This window comes from Nitrincola alkalilacustris (assembly GCF_008973755.1).
Taxonomy (GTDB): Bacteria; Pseudomonadota; Gammaproteobacteria; order Pseudomonadales; family Balneatricaceae; genus Nitrincola; species Nitrincola alkalilacustris.
This window is the reverse complement of sequence record NZ_WBOM01000010.1, coordinates 18785-41268: the sequence shown is the minus strand read 5'-3', so window position 1 is coordinate 41268 and position 22484 is coordinate 18785. Positions and strand designations below refer to the sequence as shown.

Annotated in this window: 13 protein-coding genes; 5 read left to right on the top strand and 8 right to left on the bottom strand. The window is 50.8% G+C overall.

What is annotated here, in order from left to right; translation table 11 throughout:
• Positions 1-130: 130 nt before the first annotated feature.
• The 4 genes from F7R27_RS16195 (at position 131) to F7R27_RS16180 (ending at position 3354) form a co-directional block, all read left to right on the top strand.
• A complete protein-coding gene (locus F7R27_RS16195; protein ID WP_240776409.1) occupies positions 131-445 on the top strand; it encodes a response regulator in 315 nt (104 codons plus the stop codon).
• A gap of 89 nt (positions 446-534) precedes the next feature.
• Positions 535-1197, top strand: a complete 663-nt coding sequence (locus F7R27_RS16190) for a response regulator (RefSeq protein WP_151705311.1) — start codon at positions 535-537, stop codon at positions 1195-1197.
• 482 nt (positions 1198-1679) lie between these two features.
• On the top strand, positions 1680-1895 hold the full coding sequence (locus F7R27_RS16185; protein WP_151705310.1) for a TIGR02450 family Trp-rich protein: 216 nt from the start codon (positions 1680-1682) through the stop codon (positions 1893-1895).
• 76 nt (positions 1896-1971) lie between these two features.
• Positions 1972-3354, top strand: a complete 1383-nt coding sequence (locus F7R27_RS16180; RefSeq protein ID WP_240776408.1) for a DEAD/DEAH box helicase — start codon at positions 1972-1974, stop codon at positions 3352-3354.
• Between the two features lies 1 nt (position 3355).
• On the opposite strand, the gene F7R27_RS16175 is transcribed toward F7R27_RS16180, so the two are convergent.
• The 4 genes from F7R27_RS16175 to F7R27_RS16160 form a co-directional block, all read right to left on the bottom strand.
• Positions 3356-4423, bottom strand: coding sequence for a GGDEF domain-containing protein (locus F7R27_RS16175; RefSeq protein ID WP_151705308.1), 1068 nt, complete (start codon positions 4421-4423; stop codon positions 3356-3358).
• A gap of 47 nt (positions 4424-4470) precedes the next feature.
• Entirely contained in the window at positions 4471-4935 is a 465-nt protein-coding gene (locus F7R27_RS18845; RefSeq protein ID WP_240776407.1) for a hypothetical protein, read from the bottom strand.
• Between the two features lie 187 nt (positions 4936-5122).
• Entirely contained in the window at positions 5123-6760 is a 1638-nt protein-coding gene (locus tag F7R27_RS16165) for a diguanylate cyclase domain-containing protein (protein ID WP_151705307.1), read from the bottom strand.
• Between the two features lie 370 nt (positions 6761-7130).
• On the bottom strand, positions 7131-9533 hold the full coding sequence (locus F7R27_RS16160) for a sensor domain-containing diguanylate cyclase (RefSeq protein ID WP_151705306.1): 2403 nt from the start codon (positions 9531-9533) through the stop codon (positions 7131-7133).
• 243 nt (positions 9534-9776) lie between these two features.
• On the opposite strand from F7R27_RS16160, the gene amt reads away from it, so the two are divergent.
• Positions 9777-13205, top strand: a complete 3429-nt coding sequence (gene amt, locus F7R27_RS16155) for an ammonium transporter (RefSeq protein ID WP_151705305.1) — start codon at positions 9777-9779, stop codon at positions 13203-13205.
• Between the two features lie 35 nt (positions 13206-13240).
• Here amt and F7R27_RS16150 read toward each other — a convergent pair whose 3' ends face one another.
• The 4 genes from F7R27_RS16150 to F7R27_RS16135 all read right to left on the bottom strand — a co-directional run bounded on the left by F7R27_RS16150 (position 13241) and on the right by F7R27_RS16135 (position 22308).
• Complete coding sequence (locus F7R27_RS16150) at positions 13241-17335, bottom strand: translocation/assembly module TamB domain-containing protein (protein ID WP_151705304.1); 4095 nt, start codon at positions 17333-17335, stop codon at positions 13241-13243.
• Positions 17332-19065 carry an autotransporter assembly complex protein TamA gene (locus F7R27_RS16145; RefSeq protein ID WP_151705303.1) on the bottom strand — a complete coding sequence of 578 codons (1734 nt, stop codon included), beginning with the start codon at positions 19063-19065 and terminating at the stop codon, positions 17332-17334. Before F7R27_RS16145 ends, F7R27_RS16150 begins: the two co-directional genes overlap by 4 nt.
• A 197-nt stretch (positions 19066-19262) precedes the next feature.
• Complete coding sequence (gene rarD / locus F7R27_RS16140; protein ID WP_151705302.1) at positions 19263-20168, bottom strand: EamA family transporter RarD; 906 nt, start codon at positions 20166-20168, stop codon at positions 19263-19265.
• A gap of 244 nt (positions 20169-20412) precedes the next feature.
• Positions 20413-22308, bottom strand: a complete 1896-nt coding sequence (locus F7R27_RS16135) for a propionyl-CoA synthetase (RefSeq protein ID WP_151705301.1) — start codon at positions 22306-22308, stop codon at positions 20413-20415.
• Positions 22309-22484 lie beyond the last annotated feature (176 nt).

Here is a 22484-nt window from a genome sequence, read left to right as displayed (position 1 = left end):
ATATATGGAAAGATACATTGGCGATGAGCTGTCCATCTCTGAAATAAGGGAGATGATAAGAGAGTGTCAGCAGGGCGATGTTCTGTGCTGTTATCAGGAAAGGATTTTCGAGTCAGGAAAGGCTGCGCTGGTGGCTGAGAAAGCCATTGGAATCACTGTTCAGCTTCTGGATTCCGATCAATATGTTATTCGACAAGCCTCAAGCCGCAAGCGAAGTGATCAGGCTACTGATAAGCAGTTCAGCGACCGTCAGTTGACGGTGATCAAGGCGCTTGAAAAAGTTTTAAGACACTGCAAGAAAGAGGGTATCCAACTTATTGGTTTCAGTGATGAATTGGTCGCCCAACCTTCAGGGCTTGATCCGCAAGAGCTCATGTCTGCCTATGCGCTTGAAGTGGATACGTCGGATGCCTACAAGGGAGCGGATAGTCTTCAAGGCAGGTGATTTCAGCCAGTTAAGTACTGATTATTTTGCTTCTTTGAGCTAGCATGTAGCTGAAATTACTTCGTACACACTGTCTTGTGGTGATTTAGTTGAAAAAAGAGATACGACTACTGCTGGTTGACGACCACTCCATCATCCGCGCCGGTTATCAGCAGATCCTGCAAAGAGATCCTGAGATCCAGGTTGTGGCAGAGGCTGAAAGCAGTCATTGTGCTCTTGAGGCATATCGTCGGCACAAGCCGGATGTCGTAATGCTGGACCTTGCTATTCCGCAGAAAAAGGACTCCCAGGACATTTCGACTGCGCATGGACTGGAAACCATCCGCAGGATCCTTCTAGCAGAGCCTGAGGCAAAAGTGCTGGTGCTGACTGCCATGAACACTGAGCCTTATCCATCGCAGGTGATGCAAACGGGTGCTTGTGGTTACTTGACCAAGCACTGTGCACCTGATGAGCTCCTGAAGGCATTACATGCGGTCTTTGATGGTCGTAAGTACCTGTCCAAATCAATTTCCGCCGAGATTGAGAGCAGCGTAGTTAATGAGCAGCTTGTCGGCAAGCTGAGCCATCGCGAGCTGGAAATATTCACCATGCTGGCTGAAAGCTACTCGGTTTCCGATATTGCCAATACCATTACCATCAGTCCGAAGACGGTGCATGCGCACAGGGCCAATATTCTGCGTAAGCTCTGCCTCAAGTCTAATGCAGAAATTGTCCGCCTTGCTATTCGCCAGGGCATCATTGAGTCTTGATAGACTCGGCGTACACGAAGTTGCAGCCCGCTGCATGAAGCCACCATGCGAAGGCTTCAAAAAATACACTTTCCAAAAAATCCTTCTACATAAGAGCGTCTTTGTCAGCCAGGCAAGGGCGCCGCTATTTCGCTAAGCAATCACCAGGAGCCATTCCGGCAGATCCAGTTCATCTGTACTGCTTGTATTTTGCTGCGTGGGAGTCTGGTATCGGGTTATGAAGTAGTTACTGGCTATTGCTGCAGTGCCTGTTTTATTTGAATATCTTACTTCGCATAATCTATATTATGTTAAATTAATTATTTAGATAACACTTCGATGATCCGTATCCGACTTACACTCCTATAAGATATGTGTTGTGTGATAAAACCGGCTTTTATTAGTTGTTTTTGTACTCCATAAAAGCAGCCTCCAGGTAGGCACACTTGTTTTTAACAAAATAATACAGTGTATGTATTGTGTATTATTTGAGGTATTATCGGATGCGCCCTATTAATCCTAATAAACTGCTTCATAGCAAATGGACTGCAGTAACACCCCGTAATCGTGAGAAACATTTTCTGGTGATTGATCTTGTCCGCAATGAACATGAGACTGTTGTTGAGTGTATTATCGAGGCGGTTATGTCCAAACGCGCCGTCACACTGCCCTGGCGGGAGCTGAAGAATGTTGAAGTCTGGCATCAAGGTTGGCATTAGCCAGATAGGTGATATCGCCCGCTTTATCAATTTCCTGTAAGATTGGCGGCTAATTCAAGCGTAATCTGGAATATCCATGTCATCCTTCAGCAGCCTCCAACTTTGCCCTGAGCTTCAATATACCCTGGAGTCACTGGGCTATGTTGAGCCGACAAGAATTCAGTCACTGGCAATTCCTCATGCTCTGGATGGCAAGGATCTGCTGGCAGAGGCTCAGACAGGTTCTGGAAAAACTGCGGCATTTGCCCTGCCATTGATCGAACAGCTCAGCCGGTCGCCTCTTGCATCGGGAGAGCGCCCTGTTCGTGGGCTCATCTTGACCCCTACTCGAGAACTGGCTATCCAGGTGGCAGACAATACACTGGCTTATGGGCGTGAATTGGGTATCAGAGTTGTTTCCATCTACGGCGGCGTCCGTTATGAAGATCAGATACGCAGGCTCAAGCGTGGTGCCGATATACTGGTGGCCACCCCTGGTCGTTTAATTGAAATGCTTCTGCATCAGACGGTTATGCTTGATAAGCTCGAAACGCTGGTACTTGATGAAGCCGATAGAATGCTTGATCTCGGTTTTATTGAGGATATCCGTAAGGTGATCTCTTTCATGCCGGATAAGCGTCAGACATTGCTTTTTTCTGCAACACTCGGTGGCTCAATTGCTACCCTTGCCAAGGAGTTGTTGCACAACCCTGTCAGGGTCAGTGCTACGCCATCGAATACCACTGTATCCAGCATTAAACAACGTGCTTATTATATTGATAATAAAGATAAATCAGACATTCTTTGCTACCTTGTTGATGGCTGCCATTGGTCGCAGACACTGGTTTTTACTCGCACAAAAAAGCGTACTGATGAGGTTGCAGCCTACCTGCAGCGCGAAGGCATCAGTGCTGCATCGCTGCATGGTGACCGCACGCAGCGAGAGCGTAATGCTGCATTACAAGCATTTGTACAAGGAGATGTTCGTGTACTGGTTGCTACCGATGTAGCAGCCAGGGGGCTGGATATCGAGTCCCTCCCGCAGGTGATTAACTACGACCTTCCCAATCAGCCAGAAGCTTATGTTCATCGTATTGGCCGTACCGGGCGGGCTGGCAAGTCGGGTCTTGCTATTTCATTTGTTGCCCCGGATGAGCGACGCTTCCTGGCTGACATTTGTTCTCTGATCGGTAAAGAGATCCCTCTTATGGGTGTGCCGACCATCGAAAAGGGAAAGCTTGTCGATGGTCCACTACTCTCTCAGATATGGACTAAGAAACCTTCAGGTTCAGGTGCCGAAAATCAGCGTTCTGACGGACAATCCCGCAAACCGACCAGGCAAAAGAAAGCTGGCAACCCAAAGCAGACACCAGTATCTAAGCGATCAGGCAGTGCGGCAGGAAGTAAAGCCACTTCTCCGGATGATAAAGCTAAGGCCGAAGGAAATAATGCGGGGCGACGTTCCATTTTTCAAAGATAGATCAGATCCAGGCCACTGCCAGCCTGTTCTTGCCAGTGCTTTTGGCTTCATACAGCTTTTCATCAGCCAGCCTGATCAATGTATCTGACTCTTCAATCTCAGCAGCGGCAGATGCCAGCCCTGCACTGATAGTCAGCTTGCCATATGGGCTGTCAGGGTTGGTGATATCAAGTGCTTCAACAGCTTCTATGGCGCGCATCGCGACATCCATCGCCTCTTTGCCCTCAGTGTCCGGCAGAATAATGGCAAGCTCTTCCCCACCATAGCGATAAATACGATCACTGGCACGAAGCGTTTTAGTCATGGCACTGACAACCTTTTTCAGCGCCTCGTCACCATCCGCGTGCCCAAAGGCATCATTATAGGATTTGAAGTAATCAATATCGCACATGACCAGGGAGAAGGGTCTGGCACCTCGCTTGAATTGAGCCAGGTGGCTGAGCAGATCACTGTCCAATGCTCTGCGATTATGTGCTCCGGTAAGTGGGTCCTCAAGCGCTTGCTGCATCCATTTCAGCTTATCCTTAATGCTTTGCATGAAAGCCCTCCTCTGCTTCTCATGCATCCACCAGAACCCTATGCCTATAACATAAAAAAGAATGGTGCCCCAGAGAAATACCCGCTGATGCCAGTCAATACTTTCGACCATGTCCATTGCCACAACGGAGCGTCGGTTCCATTGGCCTATCTCTATCACGGTCGCGCATTGAATAACAGGAAGCAGGTATGCTAAGGAAGTGGTTGAGTCTGGTGGATCTGGTTTGTTAAACAGGAGGTCAAAATCATCAAGTAATGCAAGGCTTGATTCCGTACACTCATACCGTTCACGGTAAAGCCCGATGTCCAGGAAGCCATAAGCTAGATCGAGGTTGGTTTTTACCTGTTTGAGAGTCTCCTCGGTGAGGGGCTCCTTACCGAGCGCTTCGAGGCTGTTCTGGATATAAGTGCGTGAACGTGTTGCCAACTGCTGGCCTGCCAGAGTGCCGGCATCACCAAAGTAGCGCTGCATTTCTGGATAAAACCATCTGACTTCATAGGTTACCCAGATCAATACAATGCTGAAACTCATGAAGCTTAGCCATAACCAACCGAGCCGGTTACGCAGAAAGTGCCATATCACTTCACCGCCTCAATGCTTTTGATCATCCATACCCAGTCATTGAAATGGCGGAGATTTTCCGGGTTGCGACCGGTATAGTCCTTCTCAAGCAGACGAACCGGGCCTTGCTGCCTCAACCCAAGCGGCCGCCCGTTCTCGTGGGTCATCAATACCCAGTTTGCTTTATCCCAACGGCTGAGAGTGCTTTTATAATCATCGTGCGCGGTCAACTCTATGGTATCGGGATAAGGGTCGAAGTGTTGTGAAATTAACTCATCCAGCATCAGGCCTCGTACCTGAATGGTTTCACGCCGGAAGGGCTCATACAGCTCAAATTCGACCACTGCCTGCTCTCTCAGGCTATCGACTGAGATCTCGGTAGTTACCCCATTTTGAATCAGATTGATGGTGTGAGTGTCGGACCAGGAATATATGCTTGGAAGTAGCAGGGCCAAGGCAAACATGAGTCGTAATGGAGTCATATACTGATTATTCCCTTCGATTGATTCAGCGCTTTGCGTATATCGTCAGATGCTAATGCTGCCATGTCTTTCTGCAGTCCACAAGCACTGCGCATGCCAAAGATGAGTTTATGAGTTCTGTTATAAGGGTCACCTGGATACTCCGCACCTGAAGAGACGCACTTAAGCACTCCAAGCCTGAAGTGTATTAGTCGAGCAGAGAAGCCTGTCGGTAGGCTGCATTAGTCACCAATGCTGCATTGCCGGGGTGCTCTGGCTGGAACTGGGCAATATTAAAGCTGCTTCTGGTAGAGTGCTTGATCAGATACTGTGCCTCGTCGGCTTGTCGCAGGAGTGTTCTCGGCTCCTCATTTATCATCCAGTCACCTGGTTTTTCTATCATGCAGGCCCCCATGCTGACAGTCAGGTACTGACTGGTAGGTGATGAGCAATGTTCAATGAACTGGCTGGCCAGAGCCACTTCAATATTCAGCATCAACTGTTCCAACTGTTCATAATCCAGACCAACCAGAATCAGGGCAAACTCCTCTCCACCATATCTGGCCACAAAGTCTGATGTCCTTTGCACCTGTGAACTGAGCATCTGGGCAACCTTGATCAGCGCATCATCCCCAGCCACATGCCCATAGCTGTCATTGAAGAGTTTGAAGTGATCGATATCAAGCATCACGACAGAGAGACTGCTGCCCGATCGCATCGACCGACGCCACTCAACTTCGAGCCTTTCCTGAAATGCACGTCTGTTTGCAATGTCGGTCAGGCCGTCAATATTGGATTTTTGAATCAGCTTTACTCTTTGTTTTTCAACAAGATGAACAAGACTATTGAATGAATCTCTTAACTGATTCAGCTCTGTGAACAACAAGCTTTGACGTATCTGTATGGGGCGCCCTATCTCCAGCATCTTGGCCACGACCAGATTCGCGCGCCTGATTGGGGTCAGTATCAGATAGGACGTAATCATCATCATCAGAAGAGGTAGAACGGCCAGAAATGATATGATCAGAATAGTCAGTAGATCCAATCGCTCCGGGATTTTGTCAAGCGTATGACGAATCTGAAGGACTCCAACCACTCGACCTTCCCTGCTCATCAGTGGGCGGTGGCGTTGCTGCTGAAGCCCTTCGAAAACACTCGTCCATTGAGTTTCCGGAACAGGCTCAATACTGACATCGCTCAACAACGACAGATCAACACGGGCGACTCTGGATATTCGCTCTAGAACCGTTCCATCAACTCGTCTGACCATGGTCAGATAGCCCGCCGCCGGGCCCTCTCTTGTTGAGGAGAGTACTGCTCGCGTCACAAATAGAAATGATGTGCCATTAAAGGTCGTAAAACCGGCATGACGATGCTCAGGATCATCAGGTACGAATGAAAAGTTTCCCAGCACTGAGTTAGTGAGCTCAATGAATGCAGGCTGCTGAATCAATATTGAACCATCAGTTCCATCCACCCAGGTGCTGCTGACAGGTTGGCGCTGAAGATCAGACAGGATCAGCATATCTATCTTTAATGCATCCAGCGCTTCCGGTATCAGGTTATCGTCGGCATATTCCGGTTTGTTTCCACGCAGGAAATCGGCTGTGTCGGTCCAGGTCGCCCAGTCGTCCACCTGAACATCCAGGCTGTCAAACTCGTTGGCAAAACCTGCGTGAATACTTTCCAATTCACGGTGCTGCAACTCCTCGGCCTGCTCAATGAATGCAGGATGCATCACCAGCACACGCACCGCGAGTACTATCAGAATCATCAGCAGACAAATCAGTGCTGTATTGATCAACACAAACGTACCAAGCGAGAGATTACGCTTAGTGCTTTTCATTCAAGGTGCCATACACGACTGAGTGGTAAATATATGCCATCAAGCCTGCGTCGACATCGAGACTGGCGCTTCCCTTCATATCGGTTCTTATTCCATATCATATATTAGCCACATTATTATTTTAGTTGAAGGATAATTAACCAGAAAGAGTAGCCTATTTTTTCTGTATGTCCATCAAGAAAATCATATTTTAAGTTATAGGATATGTTTTTCCTAATGCGCTATTGCAAATGATAATAAATACCATTACTATTAGATTTCATTGACAGGTCGAACAACTATCCTTTCTGGGTAGTCTGTTCATGGTGCTTGCACCGTTTAAGCCGCAGATCTCTGGCAGGGTCTGCGGCCTTTTTACATTCCCATCCAGTTATACAGTTACCTCTGATGCAACCACCACTCTGTTGCGACCAAGATGTTTTGCTTCATAAAGAGCAGAGTCAGCCCTGGCAAGTGGCGTATCAACATTAAGGTCTGATGTTAAGAGTATGGTTAGGCCGATACTGACAGTTATCCTCAAGTCTGTACCATCGGATAATGGCATGCTTGTCTGCTCCACTGTGGAGCGCAGGCGCTCGGCAAACTGGAGTGCACCCTCTGTTCCTGTGCCGGGCAGTGCAATTGCAAACTCCTCACCTCCCAGCCTTCCGATGAAATCCACTTCTCTGAGACTCTCCTGACATGCTCTGCTGAACACTCTCAGCACCTCGTCGCCCTGAGCGTGACCGAAGCGATCATTGATCGATTTGAAATGGTCGATATCCAGCATCAGCAGTGACACTGTGGCATCATAGCGTCGACTACGTAACAGCTCCTGGGTCAGTCGATCAAGAAAATAGCGACGATTGGTCAGGCCAGTCAGGGTATCGGTAGTTGCCAGCCTCCTCAGCTCGCTTTCTCTCTGTTTTCTGAGTGTTATATCACGATAAATCCAGAGCACCCCCAGATGTTTATCTCCTTCGCTCACTGGCAGGAAGTCACGCTCCATGGTGCGCCCATCAGCAAATATCACTTCATCATTAAACGAAGGCTGTTTATGCTCCAGTAGTGATTTCATCAGTAATTTCTGAGAGTCGGGATCATCAAATACGGTCATGCTTTCTGACATGAGCTTTCTGGCATCGGCACCGACCAGGGTTTTCATGTTCTTTTCAAACCTGAAAACTCGGCAATAGGCAGTATTGACCAGCACCACAGAGCGGCGCTCATCCTCTATCAGCAAAGCACCGGGAAAATCCTCAATAATAAGTTCCAGCCTCTTACGGGTAACTCGAAGTTTTTCCTCTGTTTCCTGCTGCTCGGTTACATCAACAAAGCTACCTACCAACTCTGTTGCTTCGCCCTGAGCATTTCGGACAATCTTGCAACGATCTTCCAGCCAGAGCCAGTTACCCAAAGCATGGCAGAATCTGTAGCGACGAACGACTCGGTCATCCTCCCATTGTGACCAGTCTGATTGAATCATGTCGCTGACGGCGTCCTCTGGGTGGATGTTATCCCCCCACCATCCTGGGTGGTCATACACCTCATGAACTTCATAGCCCAGCTTATGCTTCACATTCGGAGCAATATAGGTTACAGCATGAGTCTTCAGTGAGACGCTGTAGGTGACAGCTGGAGACGCTGCGAGCAATGAATCGAGCTGCGTATGTGTTTTCTCGAGCTCTTCAGTTGCCATATCGACACGGTACTGCAACCCCTTTCGCATCAGGTTGAGTAGCCAGATCACCAAAGTGGTGGCGATAAAAAAAGCAACCAGAAGCGCTAATAGCAGATGACGTTGATTATTCCTCCAGGTGCTTATCAACTCTGTTTTATCCTGCCACATGATGATGGTGCCGACTGGATCACGCCCCTGTTGCTGCTCTCCGAGGAAGTCCCGCATTGGAAATTGTGTGACTAGATAGGTTTTATCCTCCCATTCCAAAAGAGATGTATGCAAGGGTGAATCTGACTGATGAGGAATAATCAGCCCATTATCCAACCAGGTTATGAAGTCCGGACGTGAACTGGCTTCGATATAACAGGCACACTCCTGATTGGATGTGTATCCATCTGGATCTAGCTCAGCCCATGATACTGCATCTCGAGCGCTATGCCTGAGAGTCACGGCTATTCCTGCATCAAGATCTTGGTCCAGCCTTTCGATCATATCATTCAAAGAGGTTCCGGCTTCGAGTGTGCCGACATAGACCTTGTGGCCATCCGAGAACTCATAAAAAAAAGGCACTACACCACGCAGCCCCGAATAAAACCGTCCGATTTCAAATCCTGATTGTGCCACTTTTGTATCATCGGCCTCAGCCAGAATCGGTCTGACATCCTTGAGTTTATCGCCGTACTGGTCTGGCATATGTACGCGAAGAAATGAGGTGGAATCAGGTGGGAGGTGGAAGTGTAACTGTCTGAGGCCAAAGCTGTTCTGCATGGACAGCCAGCCATCAGAAACCTGCCTGAACAGTGCTTCTCTCAACCGTGCAGACTCATCAGCTCCAGGCCCTCCGCCTTCGGCTCTGACCATGTTGCGCGCAGCAAAGAAAAGCTCCTGTACCTGAGGGTCTGAAGTAAAGACGGTTGCAAGCACGACCATCTGCTGCCTGAGGTTGCTGATGGATATATCGTACGCACTCTTCAGTGACTGGGAGTCACGCTGCAGTGATGTATCGAGATCATTGCGATTGGTTTGCTGAAACAGGAAGAAAATGGCTACAAAAATGATTGCCAGTAATCCACTGACCTGCACGATGATCGGAAATAAGGGACGACTGTGCATCAAGGTACCATAACAGAATGAAAAACCACACGTTTTGTATATTGCCTGAAAAAGATGGGGCTATCCATCTATACAAAAGATAGACACTAAAGTGGAAAAGTATAGCGCCTCTGAAGATGGAGTCCCGGATCAGGCAGAAGTTCTGGCATAGAACCTGCTAATTACTCATGGAGGAGTCGTTTCCATGCGATGATCTGATCCATGCACCGTATTGGATCGATCAGTGTCCATCAGGGGTGATCGATGAGCGAAAATGAGGCACTGAATGCTTTATGGCTGATGATTGGCGCGATACTCGTTCTGATCATGCAGGGGGGCTTTCTCTGTCTTGAGTCAGGTCTGACCCGAAGCAAGAATGCCATCAATGTTGCATTGAAGAACGCCTTTGACCTGCTGGTCGCGGCTGTGCTCTTCTGGTTGTTCGGCTTTGGCATCATGTTTGGCGATCACCAGACAACATGGCTGGATACACAATGGTTTGCGGCTGATTTCACCCGTGATGAGAGTGTCTGGCATGCCAGCTTCTTTTTCTTTCAACTCACTTTCTGTGCAACAGCAGCAACGATCGTATCGGGCGCCATTGCTGAACGAACTCGCTTTATAACCTATATCCTTCTGACGATTCTGATCAGTCTGGCGCTCTACCCTGTTTTCGGTCATTGGGCATGGAGTGGTGTGTTGAATGCAGAGCCAGGATGGCTGGAAAGTCTGGGTTTTGTTGATTTTGCAGGAAGCACAGTGGTGCACAGTGTGGGTGGCTGGGTTGCTCTTGCAGCGGTGATTGTTGTAGGTCCGCGCCGGGGGCGCTTTGAAAAAGATAAAGTCAGGCATATTCCGGGCAGTAATCTGCCACTGTCGATGCTGGGTATGCTCTTCTTCATTATCGGCTGGATAGGATTCAACGGTGGCAGCACTCTGGGTTTCACCAAAGATATTCCTGGAATTGTTGTTAACACCCTGATCGCAGCAGCCAGTGGTGGCATTGTCGGTATGCTGCTTGGCCATGCCTCCATTGATCGTAACCAGACAACGCCACTGACAATCAATGGGACTCTGGCAGGTCTGGTGGCAATCACTGCGGGATGTCATGCTGTCAGCACCCCGTATGCTGCAGTTATTGGTGCGACTGGCGCAGTAGTCATGGTGATGGCGGAAAAATGGATGCTGCGGATGAAGCTCGATGATGCGATATCGGCTGTACCCGTACATCTCGCTGCGGGCATCTGGGGAACCCTGGCTGTTGCACTGCTGGGCGATCCTGAGCGGCTTGGCACAGGACTTTCACAGTTACAACAGTTCCAGGTTCAGTTGACAGGTATTGTGGCTTGTGCGCTGTATGTCTTTCCGTTGGCTTATCTGTTTCTTATGCTGGTGAAGCGATTCACTCCCCTGCGCGTAACGGAGCAGGCAGAAAAAGATGGCCTGAATGTGTCGGAGCATGGTGCCAGGACCGAGTTGAGCCAGTTACTGAATGCTATGCAGTTGCAGGAGCGTATGGGGGATATGAAGGCCAGAGTTCCGGTGGAACCCTTTACTGAAGTCGGGCAGATAGCAGCTCAGTATAATCGCGTAATGGCTACCCTTAACCGCATGGTGACACGAACACGGCTGATTGTCAGGGATATGCGTGATGGAGTGATCACTTTTTCAGAGTCAGGAATGATCACCAGTGCCAACCCCGGCATGGAGCTACTGTTCAAGCGTGCAAGTACAGATATAGTCGGTCAACCTGCCAGTTATCTTCTGCATGATGACTGTATCCGGCACTTCCCCGGCGTTTCACTGACTGAGCTGCTGCCCAGGCTTGCATCCAGCCATCATGAGGGGCCACATGAGTTGATGGCACGCGATGGCAAAGGCCAACCCTTCGCTATTGAGGTCACGACAGCCGCAAGCCCGACAGAAGATGGCGTTCAATACAGTGCCGTGATACGGGATATCAGTGAACGTAAGAAGATGGAGGTGCGTCTGCATCGCCAGTCTGAATTGGCACAGGTTACGCTTGAGGCGATCACGGAGGCTGTTATCACCTGTGATGACGATATGAAAGTGGTCTATCTGAATCCCATGGCATCACGTCTGACAGCCTGGGGGCAGCAGGAGGCTTTTGGAAGGCAGTTGGATGAGGTGGTTCAACTCTACATCGGGGCAGAAGAGTCAGTTTCTCTCTCATCCCTGTGCAACCTGGTTGCAACACCAACAGCTGCATCTGGTGATTATCGCCAGTTCAGTCTGGTCAATAAGCACGGTGAACGGGCCGAAGTTCAGTTGAACTTCGCTCCCCTGCATGATCATCTGGGGAAAAGAATCGGTTGGGTCATAGCGATTCAGGACATTACCCAACACAGCCACCTCCAGGCCCAGCTTACCTTTCAGGCTGTACATGACACCTTGACAGGTCTGGTTAATCGGCGTGAGTTCGAGCGCAGGCTCGATGCGCTGATCAGTGAAGCGCAGGCAAATCAGTCGGAGCACCTGATCTGCTATCTGGATCTGGATCAGTTCAAACTGGTCAATGATACCTGTGGTCATCGCGCTGGTGATGTGCTGCTGAAACAGCTTTCGGCACTGCTGAAGCCTGTGCTGCGACAGACTGATACCCTGGCTCGCCTTGGAGGGGACGAATTTGGAGCACTGCTCTCCTTCTGCCCTCTTGAACAAGGTATGGCACTTGCTGAGTCACTCAGAAAGGTGATTGCTGATTTCCGATTCTCCTGGGAGGGACAGGTGTTTTCGGTTGGCGTCAGTATCGGTATTGTGCGTATCAATGGACTGTGCGGCACACTTGATGAGGTGTTGAGCAATGCTGATACTGCCTGTTATACCGCAAAGGATCTTGGTCGTAATCGGGTGCATATCTATGAGCCGGATAATCGGGAGGTGATTGAACGACAGGGGCAGATTCAATGGGGAAGTCGAATACAGGATGCCATAGATCAGGACAGCTTTCGCCTCTTTTTCCAGACCATAAGACCGTTGGACAAGACCCGGGCCAACATCCCTCACTACGAAATTCTGATCCGACTGCTGGATGATCAGCAGCAGATCGTACCGCCCGGAGCATTTATTCCGGCAGCTGAACGTTTTGGTCTGATGCCACAGATTGATCGCTGGGTGATCCGTAATACACTGGCCTGGATGGGTGATCAGATCAAGCAACGCAGCGCCCCACTCTTCTGCTCGATCAACCTTTCCGGCACCTCAATCGGAAGAAAGGACGTGCTGGATTGCATACGCGAACAGATCAGAAAGCACAGTGTGCCTGCTGAGTATATCTGTTTTGAGATCACAGAGACTGCGGCCATGTCTGACCCTGCCCATGCTGGCAGTTTCATTCAGGAGCTGAAGCAACTGGGATGTCAATTTGCGCTTGATGATTTCGGTAGCGGCTTGTCATCCTTTGGTTATCTGAAGCTCTTACCGGTCGATTACCTGAAAATTGACGGAATATTCATCCGTGACCTTGCAGATAATGTGATAGATCAGGCAATGGTGGATTCCATCAATAGCATCGGTCATATCATGGGGCTGAAAACCATAGCCGAGTGCGTCGAGAATGAAGAAACGCTCAAGATACTGCAGGTATTGGGGGTCGACTATGTTCAGGGCTTTCATATCTCTCGACCTGCACCACTGGAAACACTCAGTAATGTGCGAGTGATGCCACGCTGAACCAGCGGCTCAGCGTGGCATTTCTGACTTGAACCCTACCTCTCCAGCGTGAACAGGATATCCGCACCGCTGCCAACACTGCTGCTCTGGGACTCTACCCTCCAGCGAGAGGTCAGCTGATAACTGAGCATCAACACATCCACTGATTCCAGAAGACCTATGCCATAGCGAATATAAAGTCTGGGTGTCAGGTATTTACCGATGAAGAATGCGGAATCACCGCCCGCATCAGTATCAAACCCCAGTTCATCAAGGCTCAGATTATCGCGCAACTGATCAGTGATCACATTGCCGCCCTGCATCCCCATCGCCATGGCAGCCTGCATCATTATCGACTGTTCCGAGGATGAGGTTGAGCCTGGGCCCCTGCCCAGAATGAGGTAGGACAGAATGCTGCTGTCCGGCATCGCTGGAACAGAGTAGAGGGTCAAATCCGGTTGGCGTAAAGTACCTTGCACTCTTGCCCCGGCTTCCACATCCTGAACATGGCGGCTGACCAGCATATCAAAACCTGGATTATCAATCGGCCCACCAGTAAAGACCAGGCCTCCACGCTGTATATTGAGGTCTTGGCCATAAAGGCGATATTGACCACTTTCCACCTGAATGCTGCCGGTGGCTCTGACGACATCAACCCCCTCATCAATCACATTCAGTCTCCCGATCAGGCGACCATTGAAGCCGAAGGCATCAACCTCGACAGAATCACCCAGAATCAACTGCAGGTTGGTTCTGATGGGCAGCCCTGTTGCCGGCTCATCCTCTTCGCTACCAACAATGAAGACATCGCTGGATGGAGAAACGGCACTTTGTGACAATTCGGGTGGAGAAATCCGTGCAAAGGGAATTGTCAGCGTTCCACCAAGGCGAATATCCTGCTCTGAAATCACCACTTCAAGCTCAGGTGAGATCAGCACATGGATATCGCGGGTGTGCATGGCGGTAAAACGCTCACCCTCCAGCACGATATTGCCTGTCAGTGCAGTAAGATCAAACTGGCCGCCAAGGTTAATGGTGCCATCACCGGATGTCAGTCGACCATCAAACAGTAGCAGATCCACTTGATCAACATTAGTCCGTACAGTCATTTCAACATCCGACAGAACGATCCCTTGAGCAGGCAGTTCGGCACTACCTTCGAGATAGCTGATTGCACCATTCACCCGAGGTGACGCCGCATCACCAGAGAGGATAAAGCGACCACTGATCAGGCCAGCGATATTCTGCACCTGCGGTACAAAGACAGAGATGATCTCAAGATCGCCCATTCGGATTTCCAACTCACCCGCCAGTGACTGAGTGGACGACAGCCCCGCTACTTCAAGCTGCGCCTTGATGCTGCCCTGAATATCATCGAGCAATGCAGACATGGACAGATTCAAGTTATCATCACGGACAACTGCGCGGGTTTCGGTCCGGCCCAGATTCAGGCTTCTCTGCTCAATGGTTGTGATGGTTCCGGGAGAGGTCGTTATAACGGCATCTACTCGGGGTTGGCCACGCACGACTGAGAATTCGGCATCCATCTCCAGTATCGAGTCGATAGTGGCACCATTCAGCCAGGGCTCAATCATCGACAAAGACAGAGATCTCAGATCAGCAACGCCTGATACAGCGCCCTCTTTGGTCATCTCTGCACGAGCACAAAGACGTCCTGATTGATTCGCTTGTTGCAGACAGGTCTGCCCTGCTGTAAAAGCTGGTGGCGTAACACTGACAGGGACCGGCTCAACCAACTCCCAAAGGCCTGCTTCAGTTCGGAACACAGTCAGCTGCTCCAGGCTACCCGTCCAACTGATATCATCCCAGCGTCCGGTGGCTGCCAGATTAAGATCCAGTGGCTTACCGGCGATGTTCAGCTCCAGACGGTGACTCAATGGCGTGCCCTGCCCCTTGAGCAGAATGCTGTCTATCACCTGACCAGCGGCATGGATCGAGAATAGCTCAACACTGATATCCGAGGCAGAATCGCCGGATAGATCTAGTTTTACTGCGCCATTGATCCGCTCAATTCTGGCCTGGTCTTCCAGTGTCAGATTCTCGCCCTCCAGCGAGGCGCTGATACGCGGCATCTCTCTACTGCCCGCCACGGCCCCAACGGCTGTGAGCGTTCCGGAAGACCCAGGCAGGGCCTGTGAAAGATCAGGAATTGACAATGACCAGTCCAGAGCTATCTGCTCCTCAATTGAGCCTGAAGCCTGCAACCTGGCCCCACCCATCGACAGGGATAAGGTGTCAATCTGCAGATCTTCACCTGCAAGACTCAACTCTCCTTCGCCTTGCAGAACCTGGTCACGCATTTCACCGCGGAACTCCTTGATGCTGGCGGTCAATTGAGGAATGCCATCCACCAGTTTACCGACGCTGGCCAGCTTGAGGTTGATATCGCCTTGCCACTCGGGCCAGTGTACGCCTGGATTAATATCCTGCAGCTCGACTTCGAGGTCCCATGCAGGCTGCGACAACCACTGGGCACTGCCTGCAACTGAAAGCTGCCCATCAAGAAGAGTGCCAGACAGACTGAACCTACGCAGTGCCTCCTGGTTGCCTGATCCGGAAAACTGCCACTCGCTTGCGGGAATCTGTTCGCCACTGACACGAGTGATCAGCGTCAGGTGATAGTCATCCAGCTCTCCCTTCAGCTCGAAGGCCCCTTCCGGGCTTGAGAAAAGCTCTGGTTCACCATCTTCTGGGAAAATGGGGTAATGCAGATTTTGCCAGTTGCCCGAGAGTGCCAGATCAGGCTCAGTCCAGTTGCTGATCTCACCCTGCAGGGTCAGCTGCATGGCAGCATCCGGCAGATCAAGGCTCAGCGCTCTGATCGCCAGCCACTGAGTGTCAAGATCCGCATTCAGATCCACGGCCAACTGTATGGTACCTGTCTCATCCAGATGTGTTCCCAACTCGGCCTGTGCCGTGAGCAGATCACCATCCAGCTTGCCCTTGAGCGTAAAATTACCTGCCTCGCTGATGAAAGGTTCGGTGCCCTCTTCGTCTGGTTGCAGCGGAAACTGCAACGAGGTCCAGCTCATCAGCAGATCAAAGTCAGGCTGAGTCCAATGCTGCACCGAGCCTGATAAACTGATGCTGCTACCCGTATCCGGCAACATCAGTCTCAGGGATTTCAGCAGCAACTGCTCATCAGCAAGGTTGATTGTCGCATCTACAGAGCTGTTCAGTTGCCCCGTCTCATGGAGCCACAGGGCAAGCTCAGTTTGCAGATCCAGCTCTCTGAGGTTACCGCTGCTTTCAAGACGTCCACTCAGAATCGACTGGGCGCGTGCCGGATCGATCAACGCCAGATCCAGCTTGAGCTGATCCAGTGATACAACCCAACTGATATCTTCAAGTGGCTGGTTCAGCTCAAGTACAAGATCCAGCTCGGCATCACCTCTGAGCTGATGTTGAAGCAGTATCTGTTGCATATCACCGGATAGTTGCCCACGACCATTGAGCGCAAGCTCTGTAAGCTGTTCAGGCAGTTCGAGTGCAAAAGGGATGTCTCTGGCATCAAATGCCCAGTCGAGATCGAAACTGAAGGGGTAAAGCTGTTGGGGACTCACCTGACCGGATAGCTGCAGATGGGTGCTGCCCTGCTTCAGCAGCAACTCGGCAAGACTCACTGAGCTTTCCTCGCTGCTGACTGATACCGAGAACTGCTCCAGTGGCAGCAGCAGTTGATCACCCTGCCAGATAGTCAGATCACGTATCGCAATATCGGTCAGCCTGAAGGCAAACGGAAGCTCTATGTCCGGAAGCTGGAAGGGCTCTGTGTCCTTAGCAACCTCTGACACATCCTCATCGGCGGCCGGAAGTCTTACATCAACCCGATCCAGGTGCAGACGATCCACGCACAGCTTTTGCTGTACCAGACATTGCGGATGCCAATCCAGATCAATCCGCCCGATACTGATCGAAGTTGCACCATCCAGATAACTTAACCCTGATATGCGTAAGGGACCTGCCAGCGCCCCCTCTGCTCTTTCATAAGTCAAGCTGCCCGGAGCAAAGCGATCTCCAATCTTGAGCAGCACTGGTAGCAGCCCCGGCATGAAAACAGCTCCGATCAGCAGAAAGACCAGCAGCAGTAGAAGAATCAGAGGAGAAAGAAAAATCAGCTTGCGTTTCACAGATCAGGTCCAAGTGTAAAATGAATTCTCCAGCCGCCATCCTCAATCGGGAAGGCCAGATCGAGCCTGATGGGGCCTACCATCGACTGCCAGCGAATACCTGCACCCACAGAGGTTTTCAACGGGTCACTGACATCATCTATGGCATTACCCGCATCCATGAATGCTGCCACGCGCCAGTTCTCGCGCACCAGATAATCCACTTCTGCACTGCCTACGACCAGATACTTGCCGCCGATCACATTTCCTGTGCTGCCACGCGGACCCAGAGATTGATATGAATATCCGCGTACACTTGCGTCCCCTCCGGCATAGAAACGATGCGAGGCTGGGAGGTTGGCAAAACTCTCTGTTACGGTCAGGCCTAAATCTGCACGAGTCAGCAGCCTTGTCTTCTCACCGAAGGAGTCAACGCGCTTGATACTGGCCAGCGTCTGGAGAAAACTGACATCAGACAGCAAAGCATCCGATGCACCTGAAACGGCAAATGACAAACGATAACCCTGGTTCGTGTTGAGACGATCATCTGCAACGGTACGGCTCCATTGCGCACGTGGTATCAACAGGCGTATCTCACGGGTGTCGCCATTAAAGCTGAATTTCTCCTGTTCAAGGTCCAGTGACAGCACCCGCTCCCAGTCGCCTACCTGCTTTTGCCACAGAGCACCGGTTGCAAGAATTTCTGAATTGACCGTATCTGAGTTTTCATCACTGTAGCGCGCCCTGATGCCATAGCGATCCGTCAGGGGATTGCCACCAGGAATCATATAACTGGTTGAGAGATCGTTGCGGATCTCGGATAGCCGCAGTCGTGTATCCAGTTTATGGCCTCGGGAGTTCACCCAGCGACGAGTCAGACCCAGCTGCATTCGCGCACCGGTATCGGTACCATAACCAAGACCTGCCTGATAGAGGCTGCGAGGGCGCGGGGTAAGCTTCACATCGATCGGAACCCGATCATCCACCATCTCATTAAGCAGAGGGCGAACCTCCACATCCGCAAAATAGTCACTGTCTACCAGAGCACCCTGCAGCCGCACCAGACGGTTGGTATTGATATAGTCTCCTTCGGCAAATTGGGGATAGCGCTTCAACAGGCGTTCGGAGATGGGTGATTCACTGAAGCGTATTTCGCCGATACGGGCACGGGCAGCTGTATCAACATGCAGTTCAACAACTGCGGTATTCAGTGATGGGTCAACCTCAATGCGCTGGCGAACAAATCGAGCACGATAATAGCCGCGATCTGCGGCAATTGATTGAAGGTCACTTTTAAGTTTTTCGTACTCAGTATGACGAAGCTGAGCACCTTCTCGAACCGGTTGACGGGACAGCAGTGCCATGAACTCCGGATCAGAGCCCCCGTCGCCCTGAATATCTATATCCGCTCGGCTGATCAATGTCGGTGGGCCTGGGTCAACCTCATAGCGGGCAACCCAATCATCATCCTGCTGGGTCAGGCTAACAAGAATGGAGGGGTTGTAGTAACCAAAAGGCTCCAGAGCTCTGCGGATTTCATCTTCTGCCAGGTTGTGCAGGAATCGCATGCGGCTTTCGCTGCTGATCGGCTGATCGGCCATCGACTGGATACTGAGATAAGCGCGAACGTTTGTCTGCTGCTCTTCGTCCAGACCCTGAATATCCAGGCGCAGAGTGTCCGAGGCTGCTGTATTGGCAACCAGCAGGACCAGTCCGCACAAACAGCTCTGAGCGGCGCGGCGTAACTTCATGAAAGGGATTATATCCATCTCCCCCAATAGCGTTTCGGTGTAAGCAAAAATTAATAGCTATAGGATCGCACAAAATGGTCTGGAGATACCAGATGCCATGGAGAAATCCTGATTTACTTGTTGCGGCTCGAAAAAACTGCCATAGCACATGTATACGCAGCTTTTGGGAAAACTGATCATCGTTGACAACTTAACGACTACAGCTTTCCTGCAGGCACTCTCGCCAAGGGTGTCGAGCGCTGGTTATACCAGGCATCGAAGACAAAGCATGCCAATGCCAGCCAGATAAATGCAAAGGTGATCAGTTTGTATACTTCAAACGGCTCGCCAAAGACCATGATTGCCATCAGGAACAGCATGCTGGGTGATATGTATTGGAAAAAACCCAGTACAGAAAGAGGCAAGCGGTTAGCAGCTGCAGCGAAGCACAGCAGTGGCAATGTGGTTACCAGCCCTGATGCGGCCAACCAGAGATTGATCTCAGTCGTATTCTGCACCAGATTGCTGGTTGGGCTGTTAGAGATGGTCAGATAGATAACAGCAAGGGGCACCAGAAGGAAGGTTTCGACACCTAGCCCGGTCAGCGAATCTACGCCCACTTTTTTGCGTACCATGCCATAAAAGGCGAAGGTGAAAGCAAGAACGAGCGCCACCCAAGGCAGTTCACCAAACAGAATTAACTGTATCAGCACGCCGATCACGGCCATGGAAACGGCAAGCACCTGCAGGCGACGCAGCTTTTCCTTGAAGAACAGCATACCCAGACCAACCGAAATCAGCGGATTGATAAAATAGCCCAGGCTGGCATCCAGCAGTTTGCCATTATTAATCGCCCAGATGAAAACCAGCCAGTTGAGGCCAATCAGTGCAGAGCTCAGCAGTAGAAACTTGACCGAACGCGGCTGTTTCAAGACATCTCGAGTTTGACGCCATTTACCCAGCGCGAGAATCAATAGTATGACCAGCACGCAGGACCAGACAACACGATGCGAAAGCACCTCCATCGGTGGCACAAATGAAACCTGATGGAAATAAAGAGGGGCAATACCCCACATGATATAAGCACCGAGCGCGAACCAGATGCCCTGCTTGTCCAGCTGCATAACTTTCTCAATTCAAGATAAAAGGGGTGGTGTTACATGACAGCAGAGATGGCCGGATGGCCGCCTGAGGTCAATAATGGCGTGTGACAGGAATGAGATGACTATAGGGCAGCGATATGGAATATGGAAGCGTAGCGGGCAGGTGAAATTGTCACCAATACAAAAAACCGCCTTGCAGGTCAGCAGGATAGAGGGGGCTGACTCCCCCTCTTAGACTTCATCTCTGGGCAGAGTAAAGAAAAAATCAGCTCTGGGTGATCAGCCCCTGTCCATCCATGATCTGCTCAATTTCTGAAAGGCTGGCTGGGTCGTCGATGGTTGATGGCACATTGTAGCTCTTACCATCGGCTATCTGACGCAGAATCTTGCGCAGGATTTTGCCAGAACGAGTCTTTGGCAGTCTTTGTACCACAATTGCACGATTGAAACAGGCAATCGGTCCAATCTCCTTCCTGACCATTGCTACCAACTCTTTTTCGAGACTGCTTTCATCCAGCTCGACACCATTTTTAAGCAGCACAAGACCAACTGGCACCTGCCCTTTCAATGCATCGCCCACGCCAATCACCGCGCACTCGGCCACAGCTGGATGAGAGGCGACTATCTCCTCCATCTCTCCGGTCGAGAGCCTGTGCCCCGCCACGTTGATCACATCGTCGGTCCTGCCCATGATGAACACATAGCCCTCTTCATCTATATAACCGCCGTCGCCGGTGATGTAATAACCGGGGCACTCACTCAGATAACCGCTTCTGAAGCGTTCAAAATCTCCCCATACGGTCGGCAGGCAACCCGGCGGTAAAGGTAGCTTGAGAGCGATCGAGCCCTGCTCACCCGTGGGCAGTTCAACACCGGCAGGATCAAGGATACAGATGTTATAGCCAGGTATCGGCAGCGTTGAGGAGCCGGGCTTGGTCTCCTTGCGCTCGATACCGGTCAGGTTGCCACAGATGGCCCAACCGGTCTCCGTTTGCCACCAGTGATCAATCACCGGCTTACCAGTTTTCTCAACTGTCCAGTGATAGGTCGGCGGGTCCAGCCGCTCACCGGCCATGAAGATGCACTCCAGTCGCGACAAGTCATATTTAGCCAGCTCAAGCGCCTCTGGATCCTCCTTCTTGATCGCCCGGAACGCGGTGGGCGCTGCAAATACGGCCTTAACACCATACTCGGCACAGACTCGCCAGAAGGCACCGGCATCAGGTGTGCGTACTGGCTTGCCTTCATAAACAATTGTCGTACAGCCAGCCAATAAGGGCGCGTAAACGATATAGGAGTGCCCAACGACCCAGCCGACATCCGATGCTGCCCAGAACACCTCACCTGGCTCGATGTTGTAGATCGCTTTCATGGAGTATTTCAGTGCAACTGCATGACCGCCATTATCACGTACTACGCCTTTGGGTTTGCCAGTGGTACCGGATGTGTAGAGTACATACAGTGGATCACTCCCTTTAACCGGCACGCAGTCGGCCGGCTCCGCTGACGCCATCGCCTCCTGCCAGTCCAGATCGCGCCCTGGCTGCAGTTCTGCAGTGACCTGCGGTCGCTGCAGAATAATGCAGGCATCAGGTTTATGTGCGGCCAGACTGATCGCTTCATCCAGCATCGGTTTGTAGGCAATCACCTTGCTGATCTCAATACCGCAGGAGGCGCTGACTATTACTTTTGGTTCTGCATCATCAATCCTGACAGCCAGCTCATGCGGTGCAAACCCACCAAACACGACTGAGTGGATGGCGCCCAGGCGGGCAACAGCAAGCATCGCAATCAGAGCCTCCGGCACCATCGGCATATAGATAACGACGCGATCCCCCTTGTCTACACCCTGCTGCTTCAATACACCAGCAAAGCGAGCAACCAGATCACGCAGCTCTGAATAGGTGTAGCGGCACTTGGAGTCAGTCACCGGTGAGTCATAGATGATGGCCGTCTGCTCACCACGCCCCTGCTCTACGTGGTAGTCCAGTGCCATGTAGGCCGTATTCATCTCACCGTCTGCAAACCAGCGATCAATACCGTTCTCATCTTTAGACAGTATCTGCTGTGGTGACTTGTACCAAGGCAGGTCAGCGGCTTTACTGGCCCAGAAGGTTTCCGGATGTTCAATGGATGCGGTGTATTCTGCTTTCCAGGACATGGGAGCGGGTCTCTCTTAAGTTGATGGACAGACGGTTTCTTATGATTGTTGACAGTTACCCCTTCAATCAGTGGATACTTTAAACAATGATGCGCTCAAATAAACTAAGACAAAAGGCTAAAAATCTATTGAATTATACCAATTGATGATCTGAATCATGTGAAATACAACTACCA

Coding starts and splice junctions, on each gene's coding strand:
- F7R27_RS16135 (WP_151705301.1), bottom strand. CDS start 22,308: ATGTCCTGGAAAGCAGAATACACCGCATCCATTGAACATCCGGAAACC.
- F7R27_RS16145 (WP_151705303.1), bottom strand. CDS start 19,065: ATGAAGTTACGCCGCGCCGCTCAGAGCTGTTTGTGCGGACTGGTCCTG.
- F7R27_RS16185 (WP_151705310.1), top strand. CDS start 1,680: ATGCGCCCTATTAATCCTAATAAACTGCTTCATAGCAAATGGACTGCA.
- F7R27_RS18845 (WP_240776407.1), bottom strand. CDS start 4,935: ATGACTCCATTACGACTCATGTTTGCCTTGGCCCTGCTACTTCCAAGC.
- F7R27_RS16180 (WP_240776408.1), top strand. CDS start 1,972: ATGTCATCCTTCAGCAGCCTCCAACTTTGCCCTGAGCTTCAATATACC.
- rarD (WP_151705302.1), bottom strand. CDS start 20,168: ATGCAGCTGGACAAGCAGGGCATCTGGTTCGCGCTCGGTGCTTATATC.
- amt (WP_151705305.1), top strand. CDS start 9,777: ATGAGCGAAAATGAGGCACTGAATGCTTTATGGCTGATGATTGGCGCG.
- F7R27_RS16160 (WP_151705306.1), bottom strand. CDS start 9,533: ATGCACAGTCGTCCCTTATTTCCGATCATCGTGCAGGTCAGTGGATTA.
- F7R27_RS16165 (WP_151705307.1), bottom strand. CDS start 6,760: ATGAAAAGCACTAAGCGTAATCTCTCGCTTGGTACGTTTGTGTTGATC.
- F7R27_RS16175 (WP_151705308.1), bottom strand. CDS start 4,423: ATGAGTTTCAGCATTGTATTGATCTGGGTAACCTATGAAGTCAGATGG.